The following is a 21055-nucleotide window of genomic DNA, read 5'->3' on the forward strand; positions in this document are numbered from 1 at the left end:
GACGTAAATACTGACTTAATCGGCTAAAATACCACCGCTTTCCGGTATAACTAAAGGGAAAACCGTACCCTTTTCTACTACCGGCACAGGTTATAAGAGTTTCTGGATCGCTTTTTTCAAAATTCCGACCGCTTCTTCCAGTTCAGACGCATTCAGGGAAGCGAATCCCAGCCGAACGGAATGGTGCGGAACGGTTTTATCATGGAAATAGGTGCTGCCATCGCTGACGGTCAGGCCCAGAACCGACGCCCGCTCCGCCACTTCGGCGGGTTTCAACCCGTTTCGGTACGTGGTCCAGACGGCAAAACCGCCGTCCGGAATTTCGAACGACAGGTGATCACCCAGGTGTTCCTTCAGCAAGCGGCAAAGAATGTCCCGGCGTTCGTGGTACAGCTTATTCGCTTTTTTCAGATGGCGGCCAATATCACCGTTTTTCAGCAGATTCGCGATCGCTTCTTCCAGCAGCTGTTCGCCCTGACGATCAATGAGTTTGCGGAGCCGGGTGGCCTGTACGAGCAGGTTCCGGGGCGCCACCATAAACCCGATGCGGATGCCCGGCGCGATGGTTTTGCAGAACGAACCGACGTAGATCACATTGCCGTAATAATCGGCACTGGCCAGCGGCAGAATCGGGCTGCTGGTGTAGTGAAAATCAAAATCGTAATCGTCTTCAATAATCGCAAACCGGTATTTCATCGCCAGCTCCAGCAGCCGCATGCGCCGTTCGGAACTGAGCGTCACGGTCGTTGGCGTGTGGTGGTGCGGAATCACGTACACGAGCCGGACTTTCTTTTTCCGGCAAATTGCTTCAACGGCATCCAAATCTATTCCGTGCGCATCGACCGGAACGGTTTCCAGATTGGCACCGGTTTGGGCAAAAACTTCACTGGCTCCGAGATATCCCGGCTCGCCCACGATCACGTTATCTTTTTTCGACAGCAAAACCTGAGCGCAGAGATAAAGCGCCATCTGAACGCCTTTCGTGATCAGGATATCGCTGGCTCCAACCTGTAATCCCCGCGTTTCCGACAGAAAACGGGCCAGTTCGGTTCGCAGATTTTCCGAGCCCTGTTCAGGTCCGTAGGTCAGGTATTTGTGCGTAAACCGGTAACTGCCAAACCGCCGGTATTCCCGAACCAGCAGCTCGATCGGCGCAATCCGGGTGTCCGGGAAACCGTCGTTAATCACCAGATTTCCCTCGACACCTTTTATAAACGGGCGGAAAACGCCTTCTTTTTCGGAAACCGCAAAGCCCGTCTCCGCCGGTAGCCGATGGGTTTGAACCACTTCCCGAATCGGCCGGGGCAAAACGTCCGGCAGGTTTTTAGCCACAAAAATGCCTTTGCGCGGAACCACTTCGATCCAGCTTTGGGCGTATAATTCGTCGTAAGCCGCCACCACCGTCTGGCGGTGAACCTGCAGGGCCCTGGCCAGCACCCGGCTGGCGGGCAACCCCGCACCCGGTTTTAACGTTCCCTGCCGGATGTAAGCGATGATGCCGTTGGCAATCTGCAGGTAAACCGCAACGGAGAGCGTTTTATCGACGCGCAGAAGTTTTTCAACAAAAGCCATGCTGGACTATCCGGTTTGTATTTTCTGGACTACAAACATAGTCCAGAAAGCCGATACTTTTGACAGAAATCAGTAGCTAATTTTTCGGTTTAAAACAACACGAAATCATGGATGTTACCGCGCAAAAAAAAGCATCGATCGGACTGGTAATCACCGCCTTCGCAATCGTATTCATTGTCTGGGGTTCCACTTATTTCTTCATCGGAATCGCCGTAAAAGGTTTTCCACCCATGCTGATGGGCGCCGTCCGGTACCTAAGCGCCGGTTTTCTGCTGCTGGCCTGGTGCGGGCTGAAAGGAGATCGGGTGCGGATAAAAAAGGAACTGATTTCGGCGGCCATCAGCGGATTGCTGATGCTGTTTGTCGCCACCGGAATCGTGATTTGGGTGGAAATAACGTTACCCAGCGCGCTGGTGGCCATTCTGGTTTCGGCCAACCCCATCTGGTTTATCATTCTGGACAAAGCAAACTGGCGAACCAATCTGAAAACAAAAACGACGGTTTACGGACTCCTCATCGGTTTCGCCGGTATTCTGCTGCTCTTCGGGGAATCGCTTCTCCACTCATTTTCCGGCCGTCTGGACGGGTCCGTGCTCAGAGGTTTGCTGCTGTTGATGATCAGCCCCATCGCCTGGTCGGCAGGAAGTCTATATGCTAAAAAACACGCCAGTCAGGCTCCGGCGCGCGTCAATACGGCCTGGCAAATGATCATTGCCGGTTTTGCCTTCCTCCCCGCCGGACTTATTCACCGGGAATTTGATTCGTTTACGCTGAGCAGTGTACCTTTGCAGTCGTGGCTCGCCATCACCTACCTGATTGTTTTCGGCTCGATCGGCGCGTTCAGTGCGTACATCTGGCTGTTGCAGGTCAGGCCCGCGACGCAGGTGAGTATTCACTCCTACGTCAACCCGGTGATCGCGGTACTGCTGGGCGTTGGTTTTGCGAACGAAAGCATTACCGGTTTGCAGGTAATCGGCCTGTTCGTCATCCTATTCAGCGTCTTATTGGTTAATTTACCCAAATACGCCCCGCCCAGTCTAAAAAAACCGATCTGGATCCGGCCCCAAATTCTGAAACAGTAAACAACACATCCCATGAACCTAAGTATGAATGAACCCCAGATTTGCACCACCTGCGGAACCCAGTATCCACTCCATCTGCCGGTGCCGGAACTCTGCACAATCTGCAACGACGACCGCCAGTACATCCACGAAAACGGGCAAAACTGGACTACGCTGCCCGCTTTGGAGCGGTCTTTCAACGTAAAAATCAGTCCGCTGACCGACCGGATTCACAGTCTGAAAATGCAGCCGGATTTTGCCATCGCCAACCGGGCGTTGCTGGTCCAGTCGCCCGGAGGTAACATTCTTTGGGATTGCATTCCGCTACCCGACCCTGAAACCGTCGAATTTATCCGCTCGAAGGGCGGGCTTCAGGCCATCGCTTTTTCGCACCCACATTATTACAGCACGATGAACGTGTGGGCGTCGCTGTTCGATTGCCCGGTTTACATCCACGAGAACGACCAGCCCTGGATCATGTACCCCAGCGAATCGCTTCAGTTGTGGAGTGGTGACAGCCTGTCGTTTTGGGACGGTATTCGCATGATTCATACCGGAGGCCATTTTCCGGGCAGTTGCGTTCTGCACATTCCGTCTCCAGCGGATCGGGGGACACTGCTTTGCGGGGATACACTGTTGCTTTCCCGCAGCAAACGGCACCTCGCGGTGATGTTCAGTTATCCCAACCAGATTCTGTTGACCCGGGAAGAATTTGCCGCGTTTTACAAAAAAGCGGCAAATCTGACGTTTGATACGCTTTACGGAGCCTTTGAAAATCAGGATTTGGCAGGTAATGCACTGACGGTTTTCACGACTTCCATGCAGCGGTATCTGGCTAGTTACGGGTTTAACCTGGCGTAAATTTAAAAAGGCCGCTGCCAGGGTCTACGACCGCTGTCAGCGGTAAAAATTTAAAAACTACCTCGCTCCCAAATGCCCTTTTCTTGATTTCCTTCAAAGAGAATCGTCAGGAAGATTGATTTGATCATTCGCAATTAAACGGTTTTGTCAGTTAATTTGGGGATTGCCTCTTTTTAACCTCCTGAACTCGTTTCCCGTGCGTAAATTTTTCATTGGACTGCTACTTTTCGTCGGCGCCGTGCTGATCCTCGGCGCAGGCTACGGTTATTACAACAGCCGCGACCGGCACCCCGGTTATTCGATCAACCTCCACATTTCAGCGCCTAACCAGCCAAAACCACTCCAAGTCGGGTTTGCGGCCCTGAAAATTACTCCTCATCTCCCCGACCGCTGGACGGATCAAAACCAGGACGCAACTTATAAACCGGGCGACGGTGATTCGTACACCGATGGCAATAACAACGGCGAATTTGATGCCTATTGGATGGCCGGATTCAGCCAGAAACGCGCGGCCAATGGCGTTCACGACGATTTGTGGGCGCGCGCCGTGGTGGTCGACGACGGCCAAACCCGGCTGGCCATTGTGGCCGTTGACCTGATCGGTTTTCCGAATAAAAATGTCATCAATGTCCGGAAGAGCCTGCCCGCCAGTGCGGGTATTACGTACACGATGGTTTGCAGCACGCACACGCACGAGGCTCCCGATTTTCTGGGCATGTGGGGTGGCCATCCGCTGAAAAGTGGGGTTAACAAATCCTATGAACGCTTTGTTGAACAACAGATTACGCGGGCGGTTTTGGCAGCGGCAAAAAACCTGCGCCCAGCCCGGCTGCGGTTTGCGCAGGATCTGACCGGGGCGGATTCCCTGCTGATGGACACCCGAAAACCGCTCGTAACCGATTCGGGCCTGTACATCATGCAGGCGCTGGATGCGGTGAAAGACAGCACTTTAGGCACGTTGGTGGTGTGGGGAAATCACCCCGAAACGCTCTGGAGCAAGAACCTGCTGCTGACCTCCGATTTTCCGCATTACGTGCGGGATTATCTGGAAAAAGGCATTCTGAAAGGCGATTCGGTGGTTCAGAAAGGATTGGGCGGTACGGTGGTATATGCCTCGGGTTGCGTGGGTGGATTGATGACGACCTCGCCGAAAGTGACGGTACAGGACCCACTGACGGGCGAGCGGTATAAAGAGCCGACTTTTGAAAAAGCCGACGCGCAGGGAAAGGCACTCGCAATGCTGATTTACAAATCGTTACAAAAAGATACGACCACGGCTCGACCGGCGGATATCCGGCTGAAAGCCCAAAACGTTGAGATTCCGCTCTCGAATAAATTGTTTCAACTGGCAGTTGGTTTGGGCGTGTTGGATGCCGGTTACAGCAGTTGGGGGAACTTCCGGAGCGAAATTGCGGCTTTCCGCTTAGGCGAAGCGTCGTTCCTGTGTGTACCGGGCGAAATTTATCCCGAAATTGTAAACGGCGGAGTGGAAAACCCGGTCGGGGCCGATTTCCGGATGAAACCGCTGGAAACGCCACCGCTCCGGAGTCTGATGCCGGGAAAATACAAGTTTGTGATTGGGCTGGCAAACGACGAACTGGGGTACATTATTCCGAAAAGTGAATGGGATGCCGAAGCTCCGTATAATTACAATTCGAAGGATCGTCCTTACGGCGAAGTCAACTCCACCGGGCCGGAAACCGCACCGAAGTTATACCGGGCAATGGTGGAGTTATTGCGGAATTTATAAAAGAACTGTTGATAATTTATGCAGATTTTAATAGTAGAGGATGAACAGGAAGTAGCCGCATTCATTCAGAATGGATTGGAAGATTATGGGTTCAGCGCCGACATCGCCAACGATGCGTTGCAGGCGCAGTTGAAGCTGGCAAACAATGTCTACGATACGATTATTCTGGATGTAAATCTTCCGGTCATCAACGGTTTTGAGTTGTGTAAAATCATCCGAAACCGCTACGAAGATGTGTCCATCCTGATGTTGACGGCCCTGGGAAGCACCGAAAGTAAGCTGAGCGGTTTTGATGCCGGAGCGGACGACTACCTAATTAAACCCTTTGAATTCAGGGAGTTAATTGCCCGGTTGCGTGCGCTGAACCGGCGCCGGATTTCGTCGCCGGCGGATTCTGTTATTCTGAAAATTGCCGATCTGGAATTGAATCAGGAGAGCAAAACCGTGAAGCGGGGCAATCAGAAAATCGTTCTGACGGCCCGCGAACTGGCCCTGTTGGAATTCTTCATGAAGAACCAGAACAAAGCCCTTTCCCGGAATGAAATTACCGAGAAAGTGTGGGATGTCAATTTCGACACCGGCACAAATGTCGTCGATGTGTACGTCAATTATCTGCGAAAAAAAATCGATAAGGATTTCTCGCCTAAACTGATTCATACGATCAGCGGTATTGGATATATCATGCAAGAATCCGAAGATTAACGAATGAAAATACGCGCCCGAATTTCCGTTACATTTCTCGCTATTGTGGCCGCGAACCTGGTCGTTTTTTCGCTGGTTATTTATTTTATTTCGGAGTATTTCCGCCAGAAACATTTCTATACGCGGCTGGGAGATAAAGCCAAAACTACGGCTTTGCTACTCATTGAAGAAGACGAAATCAATCCCAAACTTCTTCAGCTGATCGAGCGGAAAAACCTTACTTCCCTGCCGGAAGAGCACATCATCGTCTACAACCAGCAAAACAAAGTCATCTACGCCAGCGCGGATACCACCGGCGACCTGGGGCCGCACAATGATCTGCTGGCGCGGGTTCGGGAGCGGAAACAGGTGTATCTGCGTCGCAATAACCGGGAAATTGCCGGACTGACGTACACCCATCAGAACCAGGAATATGTGATCATTTCATCGGCTTATGACGAATACGGTTTGACCGAAATGGCGCACCTGCGAACCATTCTGGGCTTTGGGCTGGCGTTCAGTCTGACATTGGTTGGTTGGTCGGGCTGGGTATTTGCCGGACGGTTTCTGCGCCCGATTTCCAAAGTAATCCACCAGGTCGATCAGATCAAGGTTTCCAATCTGAACCAGCGGGTAGACGTGAGCGAAAACAACGATGAAATTTCCCAACTGGCACACACGTTCAATTCGATGCTCGACCGGGTTCAGGAAGCGTTTGAAGTGCAGCGTAATTTTGTGGCGAATGCGTCGCACGAGCTGCGCACGCCCCTCACCATCATTACCGGACAGATCGAGGTCACGCTGATCAAACAGCGGACGGTGGAAGAGCACGAAGCCAAGTGGAAAGCCGTTCAGGACGTCATCAAACGGCTTAATATGCTGACTAACAACCTGCTCGAACTGGCGCAGGTCAGCCTCGACGATGCAACGATGAAGTTCAACGAAGTGTCGCTGGACGATGCCATTTATCAGGCAACCAAAATGCTGACGACCCGCCGACCGGATTACCACGTCATCTTTTCGTTCGACAACGAAACGGAAGCCATGCAGTCGTCGCTCACGGTTCAGGGCAGCATTTCCCTGTTGATTTCGGCTTTTTTGAACCTGATGGAAAACGGCTGCAAGTTCTCCCCCGACAATCAGGTTGAAGTTATTCTTGGTGCTGACGACCAATGGGTTACGATTCAATTCAAGGACAACGGCATCGGAATTGCTGAAGCAGACATCCGGCATATTTACGAGCCGTTTTTCAGGGCCGAAAACGCCAAACGAATCCACGGCTACGGCATCGGCCTGCCGCTTACCTACCGAATTATCCAGTTACACCGGGGGCAAATCAACGTTTTTTCGCGGATCAACGAAGGAACCAATTTTTTATTGAAATTTCCCAAAACGCTCTAATCGGTTTCTAATCATTTTATAACCGCGCTCTCATCTACTTCTAATTACCTCTTAATTAGAGCATTGTATTCTATCGGTAACTTTGTGTAGTTACAATTTAACCGAATCAATGCTATGGCTACCAACTCCAATTTCAGAAAACGGTCGAGCGACTTCGTGAACTGGGGAACGATCTGGGGATTGATTTTTGTCGCTATCGCGCTGAATTTCTACATCGATTATCGCCAGCACAAAACCGATAAAGAAGTATTCCGTACTCAATACGAAGCCAAGGTTTCGGAAGCTGATTCGTTGCGCGCCGTTAAAAGTCAGCTCGAACGTCAGTTACTCGAAATCAAAGCGATTCAGAACGAAAACCGCGCGTTAACCAGTCGCCAACAGACCGCAACAGAGGCTGTTGCGATTTCCGCCAAAACCAATTAACGAACATTTAGTATAGGTTACGCAGTAATGATTAAACCGGTTAGCGCAGCCTTTCCGGTTTTTCTACCCCAATCTGGCAGCCTGCCGGTTTTTTCCATACCAACCTATTGAATAGAACATGCAAATGAATCCGATAAAAACAACCCAAAAAAGTTACCAAAAACGTGATTCCAGCACCCTGGAAGGCGATATCAGAGGAGGTACTGTCTCCTTTCTGGTGGCCGTTCCCCTGTGCCTGGGCATTGCGCTGGCGTCGGGTGCCCCGCTGTTTTCGGGCATCATCGCCGGATTGGTCGGTGGGCTCGTTGTGGGCTTGTTCAGCCGGTCGGCACTCAGTATTTCCGGCCCCGAAGCGGGTCTGATTGTGGTCGCACTGGCGGCCATCGAATCGCTGGGCTCTTTTCCGGCCTTCTTATTGGCCACCAGCATGGCCGGTTTGATCCAGATTGGTCTGGGTTACCTGCGGGCCGGGATCATCAGTAACTTTTTTCCGTCTTCTGTCATCAAAGGCATGTTGGCCGGGATCGGTTTAATCCTGATTATCAAGCAAATACCGCACCTGGTGGGTTACGACGCCGATTCGGCGGAGGAAATATCGCTGTTTCAGCCCGAAGGGTTCAACATCGTCAGTCAGTTTCAACTCGCCATCGGACAGCTCAACGGTGTTGCGATCCTGATTGCGGCCGTATCGCTGGGCATTCTGCTGCTGTGGGAACGTCCGGCATTCAAGCGAATCAAGTGGCTGCAAAATATTCCGGCGGCTCTGGTGGTCGTCGTGCTGGGCATTTCGATCAACGAGCTGGTGCGGGTCATCGCTCCGCAGTTGGTTTTGAAAGGTAACCACCTGGTTCAATTACCGGTGGCCGATAGCCTGAGCGGTTTTTTCGGTCTGTTCACGCTGCCGGATTTCAGCCAGTGGACCAACCCCCAAGTGTATATTTCGGCCCTTTCCATTGCGCTCGTCGCCAGCCTCGAGGCCCTGCTGGCCATCGAAGCAAGCGACCAGTTGGACCCGCTGAAACGCAAAACGCCCGCCAATACCGAGCTGAAGGCGCAGGGAATCGGCAATATTGTCAGCGGTATGATCGGTGGGATTCCGCTGACGTCCGTCATTGTCCGGAGTTCGGTGAGCATCAATGCGGGCGCCCGGACCAAACGGGCCGCGCTCATTCACGGAACGCTGTTGCTGGTTTCGGCCATTGCGCTGCCGACGGTTTTGAACCGGATTCCCTGGGCGGCCCTGGCATCGATCCTGCTCATTACGGGGTATAAACTCTCCCGCGTGGGCATTTTCAAGCAGTTACTCAACGAAGGAATCGCCAAATTTATTCCGTTCGTCGCTACGGTTGCCGCCATTCTACTGACGGATTTGCTAACCGGTATTGCCGTCGGAATGCTGGTGGCCCTGTTCTTTATTCTGCGCGAAAATTACCGGAATGCGCACCGGATCCAGACGTTTCAGGAAGGTGGAAACGAGCGAATCCGGATCAGCATGGGCGATTACGTATCGTTCTTGAGCAAGGCCAGTATGGTGAAATTGCTGACCGGGATTCCGAACAACGCGGTGGTCGAAATTGACTGCACCAATTCGTCGTACATCGACAGTGATGTGATGAACACCATCGATAATTTCAAGGAAACTGCATCGCTGCGTAATATTCAGTTGGTTTTCCTGCGCGAGCCCGTAGAAAACCGCCCCCCCATTCCCGAATCACTTAGTGCCATGCGCAACCGGCACCTTCGGGAAATTGAGAAAATCAGGTAGTAACTTTGTGTCATAGAAGTCGATAAGTCTGACTGGCAATCCGGTCAGACTTATTTTTTGGTCGGCAGCCAGCAGCCGACCGAAACCGTAAAACCGTGTGTACCGTCTACACCGGATAGGCCAGCAGTGGGGTATTTGCCGAATCCGTATTGATAGCGAACATCCAGAAAAGTGGTTAGCTGACCCACTAAAACCTCCATTCCTCCCCCGCCCCAAATACCGGTTTCGATCCGGCGGCTGAAAACTATTTTCTGATTAAAAATCTCGGAACCATCATTTGAAATTTTATACCTTCCTCCCGTTATATATCCTATGCTAGGGCCCGCCTGACTGTAACAGGCAATTCGATTCGTTATCTTTTGTCGATACACAAGCAATAATGGAAGTTCGGCCACTTCATATTGCATTTTTGTTATGGCGATTTTTTCAGGTAATGTTGGTCCTAATGTATACGTTACTTTGGTTCGCCAACCTTTTTGGATAACCGAAGGCTCGAGCCGAATGCTCCAGCGGTTTTTCAACGGGATTTGTATTGGCAAAGCAATGACATAACCCGAGCCAAACGACCAGCCAAGATTCGGATTGTGGGTTCGGAACGTCGCCCAGTGAACGCCCGCCCGTACGCCAAGCTGCATCTGAGCGTGAAGATGGGTTGAAATGAATACGAGAATACAGATAAAATAGAAAAGCTTTTTCATCGGATGTGGATATTGTTTGGACAATAAACGAAAAATCAGTCCTTTATATGCAATTTACCTAACTAGATGTCCAGCGATTTTCGCCTTTTGCTTGCAAGATAAGGTACAATATAAACCCGTAAACCCTAATTACCATCTTGGCAGCCAGCAGCCAATCGACACTGTGAAACCGTGGATAATCTCCGTTGCATCAGCCGATCGTAACGTCGGCGGATACCGTCCGAATTGATACCTGGCATCCAGAAAAGTCGTCAAGTTGCCAAGCGGAATCTCCATTCCCCCTCCTGCCCAGATTCCGAGTTGAATCCGGTCTTCAAACGCCAGTTTATCACTCGAAATCAGTGTGTTTTTATCAGAAATTTTGAATCGTCCGCCGAGCGCATACGCAAAGCCAGGCCCAGCCAATCCGTAATATGCCAATCGATTGGCCTTTTTTATCCGGTACGATAGTAACACCGGCACTTCGGCTTCTTCATACCGCATCACCAGATCACCGGTTCCGGCAGGTTGTCCCAAAGGAAGTGTATAATCCACTTTCGATCGCCAACCTTTCTGGATGATCGACGGTTCGACCCGCAGACTCCACCGATTTCTAACGGGAATCTGAATTGGAAATGCGACAGAAAAGCCGGGTATGAATGAATGGTCTGCTCCAGCCGACCGGTTTCGGAACGTCGACCAGTGAACGCCCGTCCGTACGCCAAGCTGCACCTGAGCCTGAAGATGGGTCGATACAAATACGAGAATACAGATGGAATAGAAGAGCTTTTTCATCGGATGCGGATATTGTGTGTCCGATAAACGATCAATTCGCCTTTGTTCATATATCCTTTATCAAACTATTCATCGAGTCAGATTAACCATTTGCTTCAACTGCGAGTTTATGCTGAGATTTTAACCGTATCCAATGAATCTCGCAGAACTTATCCATGATCCTGCCAAAGCGGCCCGAGCAGTCAAGTTAGTTTACGTTAATGACACAACACCCGGTTTTTCGCGCCACCGCACGGGCGACCATTTTACGTATAAAGACACCCAGGGCCACCAAATTGACGACGAGGAAACGCTCGCGCGGATTCGAAAAATGGCCTTGCCACCCGCCTGGGAACACGTCTGGATTTGCGCCAAACCCAACGGCCACCTCCAGGCTACCGGCATCGACACGAAAGGCCGGAAGCAATACCGGTACCACGCCAACTGGAACGCGATTCGCAGCGAAACCAAGTTTTTCCGGATGATTGCCTTCGGCGAACAGCTGCCCGAACTCCGCGCCCGCATCGAAAAGGACTTGAAAAACCGGGAGCTGACCAAGGAAAAAGTGATTGCCATCGCGCTCAGTGTCATGGAGCAAACCTTGATTCGGATTGGGAATGCGTCGTACGAAAAAGAGTACGGTCATTACGGTTTGACCACCCTCAAAGACAAACACGTGAACGTCGGAGCCTCCGGGATCCAGTTTCGATTCAAAGGCAAAAAGGGTATTTACCACGACATCAAGGTGCAGGACCGGCGGCTGGCGCGGCTGGTCAAAGCCTGTCGGGACATTCCGGGAAAAGAGTTGTTTCAGTATTACGACGAAACCGGCGACCACCGCAGCATCGACTCCGGGATGGTAAATGAATACCTGCGGGAATGCACCGGTGAAGACTTTTCGGCCAAAGACCTCCGAACCTGGGCCGGAACCGTCAATGCCCTGCGGTTGCTGGCCGAACTGGAGCCCTGCTCGACGGATCAGGAAGCGAAGAAGAACATCAATACCGTGCTGGAACAGGTGGCGCACCGGCTGGGCAATACCCGTACCGTCAGCCGCAAATACTACGTCCATCCGCAAATTCTGGAAGCGTACGAATGCCAGGATTTAACTCCTTATCTGAAACGCAAAAACCAGTTCCGGCAAACGTCAAAATACGGTTTGGATCCGATTGAAAAGTTGCTCCTGCGGTTCTTGAAGGACAAGGTAGAAAACTAATGCAGAGGCAGTTACAATTCGTATTGGCTGTAGATATTTTTGATGATTTCAACCGAATAGTTACTGGCTATTTCGTGGATAAACGACACAAACTCGATGGGTGATTGCTCATCGGCGACATCGGAAATTGTCCGGATAACCGTCAGCGGAATACCGTATTCGTAGCAGACCTGGGCCACCGCTGCGCCTTCCATCTCAACACAGACGATCGTGGGCAATTTGGCCAGTAAGTCACGCTTATCGGGACTGGTTGCGAAGAATTTATCCCCGCTGGCCACATCACCGACGAACAGTTTTGGATTTTTGATGCCAAACTTTTCTAAATCTTTTTGATCGATGACAGCGTAAAGGTGACGGTTTTCCAGTAACTCCGCCACGGCCTTCGCAGCAATTGCTAGCGGTTCCGCCTGGCTTTCAAAAAACGTTTTTCCCAGCAGCGGGATTTCAAACTGATTCATGATGGGCCGGGCGTCCATATCATGCTGAACAAGCCGCTTTGCGATGACAATATCACCGATTCGTAAATCAGTGTGAATAGCTCCCGCGACGCCCGTAAAAATCAATTCGGTAATGTTGAACTCCAGTATCAGGGTCGAAACCGTGGTAGCGGCTGCCACCTTGCCCCACCTCGAAAAAACCACCACGGTTTTAATTCCGTTGAGTTTTCCGGAATAATAGGTCCGCATGCCCGCCGTCCTTTCTTCCCGCTCCGACAGCAGATTAATCACACCACTAATCTCTTCGGTCATGGCTCCCATGATTCCGATGATTCGTTCAGCCATTTTTATTCGGTTTCAATTACGATTCAACGGAAATATACGCGAAGGAAATCAGTATGTGCGCAATTTTTGAAGGAGAAGATAACACCGGGTTTATGCCGGATACCGGTTTTTCATGTTCTCAACGGAAGCGCCAATCATTTCGTAGAAAACACCGGTGTTCACATCGGCGAGCTTTTTGATGTAGATACACCCCTTGCCGGTTTTGTGTTTGCCGAATTTGGGCAGGAGTTCGTCGCGCTGTTCGGCGTTGAGGGCGAGGTACAACGAAATGGCGTCTTTCCGGGGCGAAAAACCGACCAGGGGCGCGTCGCCTTCGTGTCCGCTGTCGTATCTGTAGTGATAACTGCCAAAACCGACAATGCTGGCTCCCCACAGCCGGGGTTCAAAACCAGTTTGACTCTGCATCAGTTCGACTAATCGGAAAGCGTCGTTCCGTTTGGCTTCGTCGGCAACCGAATTTAAAAAAGCGGTTACGCTATCATCCGTCTGGGTAGTTTTGTTTTTAGCCATGATTTGTCGCGGGAAAGGCTAAAAATACGGTTTTAAAGTTGTCCATACCTGGCAGGTTTCAAAAATCTGCCAGGTATTTTCGTCAACCCTCCGCTTTCACCCAGCGCTGGTGTTCGCAGCGATGACAGCTGGCAATGGGCTCTTTCCCGTATTTCACCACCTGCCCGCACCGGCAGCAGGCATACCGCCCGGCTTCGTCGATGGTGTTAATGGCATTATCTAATTTATGTGGCAGAATCGGCAAGCCGGGTTTTACTTCGTCGGCTTTGTATTGAAAAATACTGACTTCGCCGTTGTGTTCCAGAATCGCCGTTCGGACCTGACCGAGGTGTTCGACACCCGCCAGCCGGAGCTCGGCAAACAATTCATCCAGTCCCAAATCCTCGTCGTCGAAGTTCTGAACCAGGATGCAGCCGTTTTCAATGACGTAAACCGGTTTTCCTTCCAGAAACTCCCGGACCGGTTTGTTTTTATCGCTCAGTCGGGTGAAGAATTTGTAGCAGATCATCATTACCACAAAAACCACCGCAGCGGCCAGCAACGGTACGTCGTGGTAGAACATGGGATCACCGGCGGCAGAGCCCAGCCCGATGACCAAGACCAGTTCAAAAACCGACAGTTGCTTCACCTCCCGCTTGCCCGATATTTTCAGGGCAATCAGCAGAATCAGAAACATCACAACCGTCCGCAAAGCTACCTCACCGAGGTAGCTCAACGGAAAGTCGTGCAAAAACATGCGTTGCCAGTCAAAAGCCTCAATGGGCTCCTCTTTGTCCATTTATGACGTTTTCGATCGTTCCGGAGCTTTTTCTTTGCGGATTTTCAAATGCCGGTTGGCCGCCCATTCTTCCGCTCTGGAGGTGGCAATCGGAATCGCCCGCTCCTCCTCCCATCCTTCCTTCAGCAGCGCATTGGCAATTTCAATCGCCTTGTTGCGCACCGGTGCCATGAAATTCTTCAGCGACACCGGATAATCCTTCTTCGTCCAGGGCATAACAATGAAAAATTAACAATGAACAATTAAAAGGTAAAACCCGGTCAGGAATAGATTGTTATCGTCCACCCGTCCTTTCCGGTTATTTTTAATTGTTCATTGTTAATTTTTAATTCTATTTGTTTTGCTGCAGAATCTGGCTGCTGAGACGGAGGAGTTCGATTTCGGCGATTTTGGTGTTGTATTCGGCGTTGATCAGACGGGTTTCGGCCGCAACGGCGTTGCGTTGGACATCCCGGAATTCGACGGCGGTGGAGTTGCCGACCCGGTAGCGCTCAAAGGCGATATCAACGTTCTGGTTGGCGATTTTGTAACTTTCCACCTCCAGATTCACCAGAATCAGGCTGTTACGGTATTGGGAATACGTTTGTTCGAGCGCCTGTTGCAACTGCAACCGCTGGTCGGATTCCTGGTATTCCGTCACCAGCGCGTTTGTTTGGGCATTTGAAATCAGCCGACGCTGGTTAAAACCGGTAAAAATGGGAACGCTTGCCTGAAAACCGTAGATGAGCGCATCGTTTCGGGCGCTTCCAACCCCAAAACCGCCCTGGTTATTGATGGCCTGAAAGTTGTAACCGCCAATCAGGTTGACCGTCGGCAGTCGCTGGGATTGCGCCAGCTTCACGTTCAGGTTGGCAACCCTGCGATTCAGGGCTGCAGCAATCAGCAACGGGTTATTCGTGGTCAGGGATTGCTGGAGTTGATCGAGCGAAATATCCGTCCGGACGATGATCGTATCCCGAACGGCAAACTCCGTTGCCGGGTCCCGAACAATGAGCGTATTCAAAAACACTTTGGAATTGCGCACATTCTGCTGCTGCGCCACCAGCGCCGAACTATCGGCGTTGTAATCGACCTGCGCACTCAGGTAATCGACCCGCGAGCGGGTCCCGACTTCGTAGTTGGCGCGGGCCAGTTCCAGCCGGTCGCGGGAAATGTCGAGCGCCTGCCGGAGCGAAACCAGTTGCTGCAACTGCCGGATCACATCGTAATAAGCCGTTGCGACACTGGCCACCGTCGATTCCACATTGGCGCGGGTATTGGCTTCCGTAATCTTGACCACTTCGCCCAGCCGGTCGTACGCAATGAAGTTCCCAAAACCGTTAAAAACCGTCCAGTTCAAATTGATCCCGACCTGCGTATTCCGGTTGGTCAATCCGTAGAGGTTTTGCGGAGGGCGCAATCCATCCAGAAAGGTCTGCCGTAAGTTCTGTAAGTTGCTGTTATTCGTCAGGTTAGCCGTTGCATTCGGAAAAAAGCTATACTTTGCGGTTCGGAAGTCCGTCCGGGCAATCTGTTCCTGCGCCTTGAAGATGCGAATCTGGTAATTTTTTTCCAGAGCGGCCGAAATTGCTTCCTGCAAATTCAGCGTTTCGCCCTGCTGAGTGATCACGGAAGTACGTCGGGTGCGTAGAGAAGGCGATTGTGCGGGCTGGGACCAGGCGGAAATAAATGAAAGGAAAAAGGTTAAGTTGAGAAGGAAACGCATTCTGGTATTATTTTTAGGTAATTGACCTTCAAAATTAAACTATATTCTGTCATTCTATCTATTCCAAAATTAGATTTGGCAGGATTTCTTCTTACTGGAATGGTTCCAAAACGACCTTTCTTTCCATGCGCTATGCGAAACCGTTACCTGATTTTTGGCCTGTCCATTGCCATTTTAACAGCCTGTTCGTCCAGAAAAAGCGCGGATTTAATCGTTCATAATGCGGTTATTTATACCGCCGACTCACTTTTCACCAACGCGCAGGCTTTTGCGGTCAAGGACGGAAAATTTGTCGCCGTTGGCCCTTCGGAAACCATTCTGGCGAATTACCAGGCAGATAGCGTCGTCGATTTGCAAGGGCAGCCGGTTTGCCCCGGTTTTTACGATCCGCACGCCCATTTTCTGGGCCTGGGTCAGGTGCTGGATCAGGCCGATCTGGTCGGTGCCAGTTCGTTCGACGAAGTGGTTCAGCGGCTGAAAACTTTTTACGAAAAACACCCGGCGAATCCCTGGGTCATTGGCCGGGGCTGGGACCAGAACGACTGGCCCGACAAACAGTTTCCGACCAAAGAAAAACTGGATGCGGCATTTCCCAACGTCCCGGTTTGTATCACCCGCGTGGATGGCCACGCCCTGCTGATCAATTCCAAAGCGATCAAACTCGCGGGCATCTCCAAAGGGACCAAAATACCGGGTGGTGAGGTGGTGACGGCCAAAGGTGAGCCAACGGGCGTGCTGATCGATAACGCAATGGGACTGATTCGGCGTGTGATTCCGCAACCCGATGCCAGGGATAAAGAGCGGATGTTGCTGGCGGCTCAGCAGGTGTGCCTGTCGCTGGGTTTGACAACGGTTTCGGACGCCGGGCTGAACCGGAACGATATTGAACTGGTGGAACAGCTCCAGAAAGAAAACAAGCTAAAAATCCGTGACTATGTGATGGTTAGCCTCGGCGAACCTAATCTGGAGTATTACCTCAAACGTGGTCCTTTCCAGACGGATCGGCTGACGGTTCGGGCATTCAAACTGTATGCCGACGGAGCCCTCGGTTCGCGCGGGGCCTGTCTCCGAAAACCGTATGCCGACCGCCCCGAGACCACCGGTTTTCTACTGCTCAGCCCCAACGAACTGGAACGGGTTCTGACCTTGCTGGAAAAAAGTAAATTTCAGGCCAATACCCACTGCATCGGCGACTCGGCCAATCACCTGATTCTGGATTTGTACGGCAAATTGCTGAAAGCGCCGAACGCCCGTCGCTGGCGGATCGAACACGCGCAGGTGGTTTCGCCGGACGATGTCTGGAAGTTCAACCGGTATTCCGTCATTCCGTCGGTACAGCCCACGCATGCTACTTCCGACATGTATTGGGCTGGCGACCGTCTCGGAAAAAACCGGGTCAAGGGAGCGTATGCGTTTAAGGATTTGATGAAGCAGAACGGGTTAATTGCTTTCGGCAGTGATTTCCCGGTCGAATCGCCCAACCCGCTATACGGTTTTCATGCTGCCGTAGCCCGGGTCGATGCGAAAGGCTACCCTGCGGGCGGTTTTCAGATGGAAAATGCCGTGGACCGGACTTCCGCCCTGAAAGCCATGACGAGTTGGGCCGCATATGCCAATTTTGAAGACCACCTGCGCGGCAGCATCGAGTCCGGCAAACAGGCCGACTTTGTCGTTCTGCAACAGGACATTATGAAGATTCCGGCTCCGCAGCTCCGCGACGTCCAGGTCGCGCAAACGTGGATTGGCGGTGAAAAACTTTTTCAGCGGTAAGTGTGTAACTGAATCACTCGATTTATTCCTTTCCCCATTAACCTTATGCAATCCCCCATTCGCGTCGATCACCATCCTGCCAACTCGCTGCGCCGAAATCTTTACCGGATTCTGGAAACTACAACGGGCAAAAAAAGAGGGGTAAGTCTGGTGTTCAACCTGGTGTTGATCAGTGTCATTACGCTTAATGCGCTGGCGATTATCCTGAATACCGTGCCCTCGCTCCGGCAACGTTACGATCGTTTTTTTGTGGATTTTGAAGTATTCTCGGTTATCTTTTTTACGATCGAATACTTCGTCCGCGTCTGGATCTGCGTCGAAAATGAGAAATACCGCCACCCGGTTTTCGGGCGGCTGCGCTACATGTTATCCACCACGGCCATCATCCATCTTTTGGCAATTCTGCCGTTTTACGTCACGCTTTTCCACACCGATCTGGCCCTGATTCGGATTCTGCGGATTTTCCGGATTTTCCGGCTGTTCCGAATCACGCGCTACTCCCGGGCGTTTCAGGTCATTCAGAGCGTTGTGGAAGACAAAAAGGAAGAACTGGTGCTGAGTGTTTCGTTTCTGATGTTCATGCTCGTCATTATTTCGAGCGTCATGTATTACCTCGAACACGCGACGCAACCCGATAAATTCTCAAGCATTCCGGCCACCTTATGGTGGGGAATCAACGCAATGGCGACGGTCGGCTACGGCGATATTCACCCCATTACGCCGATGGGCAAGATGCTGGCGGGTGTTACGGCGGTCATGGGAATCGGTTTGTTTGCCCTTCCGACCGGTATTTTAGCCTCCGGTTTCGCCGAGCACATTCGCTCCCAAAAAGCCGTCCACAAACCCCATTGCCCGCATTGTGGGAAAGAACTGTGAGACAAAATGATAAATGTAGAATGATGAATGTTAAATAGAAAAGTGTTTCACGATTCAGCACTTTTGCATTTGACGTTCATTGAGATGGTCTAAAAATTACAATGTTCTTTATTCGCTTTGCCCCCAACCCCCTGAAGGGGGCTTAAACGGATATATTAAAGCCCCCTTCAGGGGGTTGGGGGCAAAGCGAGACAAGGGAAAGTTTAAAATTTAGACAACTTCTCAAAAACCTATTTTTTATACTTCGCAATTGCTTCTTTGATCCGCTCAATGCGGTTATCGGGATCGGGGTGGCTGCTCATGAATTCGGATGGGCGGTTTGGGCCACCGGCGGCTTTCAGGATTTCCATCACTTCGATCATCGCTTCGGGTTTGTAACCGCTTTCGATCATCCAGCGAACCCCCAGTTGGTCGGATTCAATTTCGTCCTCGCGACCGTATTTCAGGCCAATCAGGTTGGCGACATAAGCCGCAATAGCGGAACTTCGGCCCGGCGAATTAGGATCTTCCGTCGCAACTGCGGCCGCCCCGGCCAGCCCCTGCGTCAGTTGCTGCTGGGCAATCTGCTCGGCCGAATGCCGCCCGACTACGTGCGTGATTTCGTGGCCCAAAACCCCCGCCAGTTGATCTTCGCTCTTCAGTTTGTCGAGTAAAGCCGCCGTAATAAAAACCTGTCCGCCCGGCACGGCAAACGCATTGACGGTTTTATTGTCGGCCAGAACGTGGAAATCGAATTTGTACGGGCTGGTTTTGACGCTGGTCGAATTGACAATTTTCTCGCCAACGCGCTTCACCGATTGCTGCACTTTTTCGTCCGGGTAAAGCCCGCCAAATTCCTGGGCCATCTGGGGCGCACTTTCCAGCCCGAGTTGAACTTCCTGCTCGGGGGTCATGCTAATGTGCTGTTTTTCACCCGTTACCGGATTTTCCTGGGTGTTCGTAAAATAGGTAAACAAGGCCACCAGGGCCATCACCAAACCAATAATAACTCGAGTAGCCCGCGAACGCATAGTGGGATGAGATGAAAGGGTTTTAAATTTAGTCGTATTAATAACCAAAAAGTAACAGAATGTTCCTGCATCCATTTCGAATGCGTGAAAAAAAATACAAAACCGGTTTCATTCAGCGTTGATTTTAAGCCACTTGCCGTTTTTTCAAGAACATTTTTCTCAACTTGTCCTGAACCGGCATTTCAAAAAACCGGTGCGACAGGAAACTCAGCGTAATCAACACCGCGAAAAAAAGCAGAAGCAAAACCGGTGATTCGAAAACCGCATAGGTGTAACCGAATCGGTTGGCCAGGAGAACCATTGTCAGTTGAAGCGGGAAATGCAATAAATAAGATGAGTAGCTTATGTCGCCGATAAAAGCAAACCGTTTTCCCAGCGATCCTTTTTTAACTTCCAGAATAACCAGCGCCAAAATGGTTAACGGAAATAACAAACCGCCGATAAAAAGCGGGATACGCCGGTCAAATAAAAAAGTATATTTCTGATTAATTGACAACGATACCAATAATTCAGAAAATAGCTTTCCAAAAATGGAATAGTGCACTTCTACCAGGGTAATAAGCCACGCAATAACGGCCACAATAACAATAAATTTACCAATTATGCCAGATATAATTTCCGTAAACTTCATTGAGAATATTTTGTACGTAACTCCGCCCACAAAGAAAGAAAATACACCTTGCGCTAATTGCTGGGCATGGTAATAAAAAACGCCGTAGCTGACGAAAATAATCAGGAACAAAATCAACAGTGAATCCTTCCGAAACCAGCAAATGATGAAAAATAGAATGTACAGCAGGATTTCGATCGAAACCGACCAGATGGGCCCATTGTAGGAGAAGCCTTTTTGAAAACCCCAATTGGAGGCAAAAAATAAATGCAAAACAAAATGATACAGATCATTAAAGGCATAGACAAAATGGCAATTAAAAATAGATTGATAAACAGATTGCAGGAGAACAACAATGATTAGGGTTACAAAGTGAAGGGGGTATAAGCGGGATAATCGTAAAATTGAAAATTTAGTAAATGAAATTAAGCGGTTTGTTATTTTATCAGAATATAACCAGAAAAAGATAAAACCGGATAAAGTAAAAAACAATTCGACTGCTTTCTGGCCCTGTTCATAAAAGAAATAAAGAGCGGAATAAAACGGCTGATTCTCTGCAGTAAAACCGGCATGGGATGTACACAAATAAAAGCAATGCCGCCAATGAAATAATACGACAGACAAGGCAGCCACGCCCCTTAAAATATCCAATGAGTAAAAACGCCCGGGAACCGAGTAGCTGTTTATTCTCGTCATTTTGCCCTTCAGATTTCACCGGCCAACTTTACACTCGCGGCCAGACAGGAAAGGTTGATGATGTAACCGTATTAACAATTTCGGTTACTAAAAATGACAAAACTAACGCCCGAAGGCGTTTCCGGAGGAAATACTTA

20 protein-coding genes are annotated in these 21055 nt (G+C 50.6%); 10 read left to right on the top strand and 10 right to left on the bottom strand.

From position 1 onward, the window contains the following. Window positions 1-90 precede the first annotated feature (90 nt). Complete coding sequence (gene pdxR / locus GJJ30_RS30235; protein WP_154178969.1) at window positions 91-1572, bottom strand: MocR-like pyridoxine biosynthesis transcription factor PdxR; 1482 nt, start codon at window positions 1570-1572, stop codon at window positions 91-93. 107 nt (window positions 1573-1679) lie between these two features. Here pdxR and GJJ30_RS30240 point away from each other — a divergent pair, with 107 nt between their 5' ends. The 7 genes from GJJ30_RS30240 (at window position 1680) to GJJ30_RS30270 (ending at window position 9514) form a co-directional block, all read left to right on the top strand. Next, on the top strand, window positions 1680-2654 hold the full coding sequence (locus GJJ30_RS30240) for an EamA family transporter (RefSeq protein WP_154178970.1): 975 nt from the start codon (window positions 1680-1682) through the stop codon (window positions 2652-2654). A gap of 12 nt (window positions 2655-2666) precedes the next feature. Beyond that, complete coding sequence (locus GJJ30_RS30245; RefSeq protein ID WP_154178971.1) at window positions 2667-3494, top strand: MBL fold metallo-hydrolase; 828 nt, start codon at window positions 2667-2669, stop codon at window positions 3492-3494. A 196-nt stretch (window positions 3495-3690) separates the two neighbouring features. Continuing rightward, window positions 3691-5244 (top strand): hypothetical protein, encoded by a 1554-nt coding sequence (locus GJJ30_RS30250; protein WP_310588434.1) that lies wholly within the window; start codon window positions 3691-3693, stop codon window positions 5242-5244. 18 nt (window positions 5245-5262) lie between these two features. Continuing rightward, window positions 5263-5946 (top strand): response regulator transcription factor, encoded by a 684-nt coding sequence (locus GJJ30_RS30255; RefSeq protein WP_154178972.1) that lies wholly within the window; start codon window positions 5263-5265, stop codon window positions 5944-5946. A gap of 3 nt (window positions 5947-5949) precedes the next feature. Then, window positions 5950-7326 (top strand): sensor histidine kinase, encoded by a 1377-nt coding sequence (locus GJJ30_RS30260; protein ID WP_154178973.1) that lies wholly within the window; start codon window positions 5950-5952, stop codon window positions 7324-7326. A 114-nt stretch (window positions 7327-7440) separates the two neighbouring features. Continuing rightward, on the top strand, window positions 7441-7749 hold the full coding sequence (locus GJJ30_RS30265) for a hypothetical protein (protein ID WP_154178974.1): 309 nt from the start codon (window positions 7441-7443) through the stop codon (window positions 7747-7749). Between the two features lie 124 nt (window positions 7750-7873). Continuing rightward, a complete protein-coding gene (locus GJJ30_RS30270; protein ID WP_154178975.1) occupies window positions 7874-9514 on the top strand; it encodes a SulP family inorganic anion transporter in 1641 nt (546 codons plus the stop codon). Window positions 9515-9564: 50 nt separating this feature from the next. Here the strand turns inward: GJJ30_RS30270 and GJJ30_RS30275 are convergent, their stop codons facing one another. Further along, complete coding sequence (locus GJJ30_RS30275) at window positions 9565-10212, bottom strand: porin family protein (protein ID WP_154178976.1); 648 nt, start codon at window positions 10210-10212, stop codon at window positions 9565-9567. A 129-nt stretch (window positions 10213-10341) separates the two neighbouring features. Next, window positions 10342-10986: a porin family protein gene (locus GJJ30_RS30280; RefSeq protein WP_154178977.1), complete on the bottom strand. Its 645-nt coding sequence runs from the start codon at window positions 10984-10986 to the stop codon at window positions 10342-10344. Window positions 10987-11119: 133 nt separating this feature from the next. Between GJJ30_RS30280 and GJJ30_RS30285 the strand changes: the two genes are divergently transcribed. Beyond that, the gene (locus GJJ30_RS30285) at window positions 11120-12181 is read left to right on the top strand and encodes a DNA topoisomerase IB (RefSeq protein WP_154178978.1); all 1062 of its coding nucleotides are present in this window, start codon (window positions 11120-11122) and stop codon (window positions 12179-12181) included. Between the two features lie 11 nt (window positions 12182-12192). On the opposite strand, the gene GJJ30_RS30290 is transcribed toward GJJ30_RS30285, so the two are convergent. The 5 genes from GJJ30_RS30290 to GJJ30_RS30310 form a co-directional block, all read right to left on the bottom strand. Next, complete coding sequence (locus tag GJJ30_RS30290; RefSeq protein WP_154178979.1) at window positions 12193-12963, bottom strand: 5'-methylthioadenosine/adenosylhomocysteine nucleosidase; 771 nt, start codon at window positions 12961-12963, stop codon at window positions 12193-12195. Between the two features lie 90 nt (window positions 12964-13053). Then, window positions 13054-13473, bottom strand: coding sequence for a DUF1801 domain-containing protein (locus GJJ30_RS30295; RefSeq protein ID WP_154178980.1), 420 nt, complete (start codon window positions 13471-13473; stop codon window positions 13054-13056). A gap of 82 nt (window positions 13474-13555) precedes the next feature. Further along, window positions 13556-14251 (bottom strand): DUF421 domain-containing protein, encoded by a 696-nt coding sequence (locus GJJ30_RS30300; RefSeq protein ID WP_154178981.1) that lies wholly within the window; start codon window positions 14249-14251, stop codon window positions 13556-13558. Beyond that, window positions 14252-14467: a DUF2188 domain-containing protein gene (locus GJJ30_RS30305; RefSeq protein WP_154178982.1), complete on the bottom strand. Its 216-nt coding sequence runs from the start codon at window positions 14465-14467 to the stop codon at window positions 14252-14254. A 115-nt stretch (window positions 14468-14582) separates the two neighbouring features. Further along, complete coding sequence (locus GJJ30_RS30310; RefSeq protein ID WP_310588435.1) at window positions 14583-15860, bottom strand: TolC family protein; 1278 nt, start codon at window positions 15858-15860, stop codon at window positions 14583-14585. 228 nt (window positions 15861-16088) lie between these two features. On the opposite strand from GJJ30_RS30310, the gene GJJ30_RS30315 reads away from it, so the two are divergent. Together GJJ30_RS30315 and GJJ30_RS30320 are read left to right on the top strand one after the other, a co-directional pair. Next, window positions 16089-17726 carry an amidohydrolase gene (locus GJJ30_RS30315; RefSeq protein ID WP_154178984.1) on the top strand — a complete coding sequence of 546 codons (1638 nt, stop codon included), beginning with the start codon at window positions 16089-16091 and terminating at the stop codon, window positions 17724-17726. Window positions 17727-17771: 45 nt separating this feature from the next. Then, window positions 17772-18602: an ion transporter gene (locus GJJ30_RS30320; RefSeq protein WP_154178985.1), complete on the top strand. Its 831-nt coding sequence runs from the start codon at window positions 17772-17774 to the stop codon at window positions 18600-18602. Window positions 18603-18832: 230 nt separating this feature from the next. Here the strand turns inward: GJJ30_RS30320 and GJJ30_RS30325 are convergent, their stop codons facing one another. Together GJJ30_RS30325 and GJJ30_RS30330 are read right to left on the bottom strand one after the other, a co-directional pair. Continuing rightward, window positions 18833-19612 carry a M48 family metalloprotease gene (locus GJJ30_RS30325; RefSeq protein WP_154178986.1) on the bottom strand — a complete coding sequence of 260 codons (780 nt, stop codon included), beginning with the start codon at window positions 19610-19612 and terminating at the stop codon, window positions 18833-18835. A 124-nt stretch (window positions 19613-19736) separates the two neighbouring features. After that, window positions 19737-20918, bottom strand: coding sequence for an acyltransferase family protein (locus tag GJJ30_RS30330; protein ID WP_154178987.1), 1182 nt, complete (start codon window positions 20916-20918; stop codon window positions 19737-19739). Window positions 20919-21055: the final 137 nt, after the last annotated feature.

This window comes from Larkinella terrae (assembly GCF_009668025.1).
GTDB lineage: Bacteria > Bacteroidota > Bacteroidia > Cytophagales > Spirosomataceae > Larkinella > Larkinella terrae.

Bases quoted from the DNA above. Each gene is read 5' to 3' on its own strand.
- pdxR (WP_154178969.1), bottom strand. From the start codon at position 1,572: ATGGCTTTTGTTGAAAAACTTCTGCGCGTCGATAAAACGCTCTCCGTT.
- GJJ30_RS30240 (WP_154178970.1), top strand. From the start codon at position 1,680: ATGGATGTTACCGCGCAAAAAAAAGCATCGATCGGACTGGTAATCACC.
- GJJ30_RS30245 (WP_154178971.1), top strand. From the start codon at position 2,667: ATGAACCTAAGTATGAATGAACCCCAGATTTGCACCACCTGCGGAACC.
- GJJ30_RS30255 (WP_154178972.1), top strand. From the start codon at position 5,263: ATGCAGATTTTAATAGTAGAGGATGAACAGGAAGTAGCCGCATTCATT.
- GJJ30_RS30260 (WP_154178973.1), top strand. From the start codon at position 5,950: ATGAAAATACGCGCCCGAATTTCCGTTACATTTCTCGCTATTGTGGCC.
- GJJ30_RS30265 (WP_154178974.1), top strand. From the start codon at position 7,441: ATGGCTACCAACTCCAATTTCAGAAAACGGTCGAGCGACTTCGTGAAC.
- GJJ30_RS30270 (WP_154178975.1), top strand. From the start codon at position 7,874: ATGAATCCGATAAAAACAACCCAAAAAAGTTACCAAAAACGTGATTCC.
- GJJ30_RS30275 (WP_154178976.1), bottom strand. From the start codon at position 10,212: ATGAAAAAGCTTTTCTATTTTATCTGTATTCTCGTATTCATTTCAACC.
- GJJ30_RS30280 (WP_154178977.1), bottom strand. From the start codon at position 10,986: ATGAAAAAGCTCTTCTATTCCATCTGTATTCTCGTATTTGTATCGACC.
- GJJ30_RS30285 (WP_154178978.1), top strand. From the start codon at position 11,120: ATGAATCTCGCAGAACTTATCCATGATCCTGCCAAAGCGGCCCGAGCA.
- GJJ30_RS30290 (WP_154178979.1), bottom strand. From the start codon at position 12,963: ATGGCTGAACGAATCATCGGAATCATGGGAGCCATGACCGAAGAGATT.
- GJJ30_RS30295 (WP_154178980.1), bottom strand. From the start codon at position 13,473: ATGGCTAAAAACAAAACTACCCAGACGGATGATAGCGTAACCGCTTTT.
- GJJ30_RS30300 (WP_154178981.1), bottom strand. From the start codon at position 14,251: ATGGACAAAGAGGAGCCCATTGAGGCTTTTGACTGGCAACGCATGTTT.
- GJJ30_RS30305 (WP_154178982.1), bottom strand. From the start codon at position 14,467: ATGCCCTGGACGAAGAAGGATTATCCGGTGTCGCTGAAGAATTTCATG.
- GJJ30_RS30315 (WP_154178984.1), top strand. From the start codon at position 16,089: ATGCGAAACCGTTACCTGATTTTTGGCCTGTCCATTGCCATTTTAACA.
- GJJ30_RS30320 (WP_154178985.1), top strand. From the start codon at position 17,772: ATGCAATCCCCCATTCGCGTCGATCACCATCCTGCCAACTCGCTGCGC.
- GJJ30_RS30325 (WP_154178986.1), bottom strand. From the start codon at position 19,612: ATGCGTTCGCGGGCTACTCGAGTTATTATTGGTTTGGTGATGGCCCTG.
- GJJ30_RS30330 (WP_154178987.1), bottom strand. From the start codon at position 20,918: ATGACGAGAATAAACAGCTACTCGGTTCCCGGGCGTTTTTACTCATTG.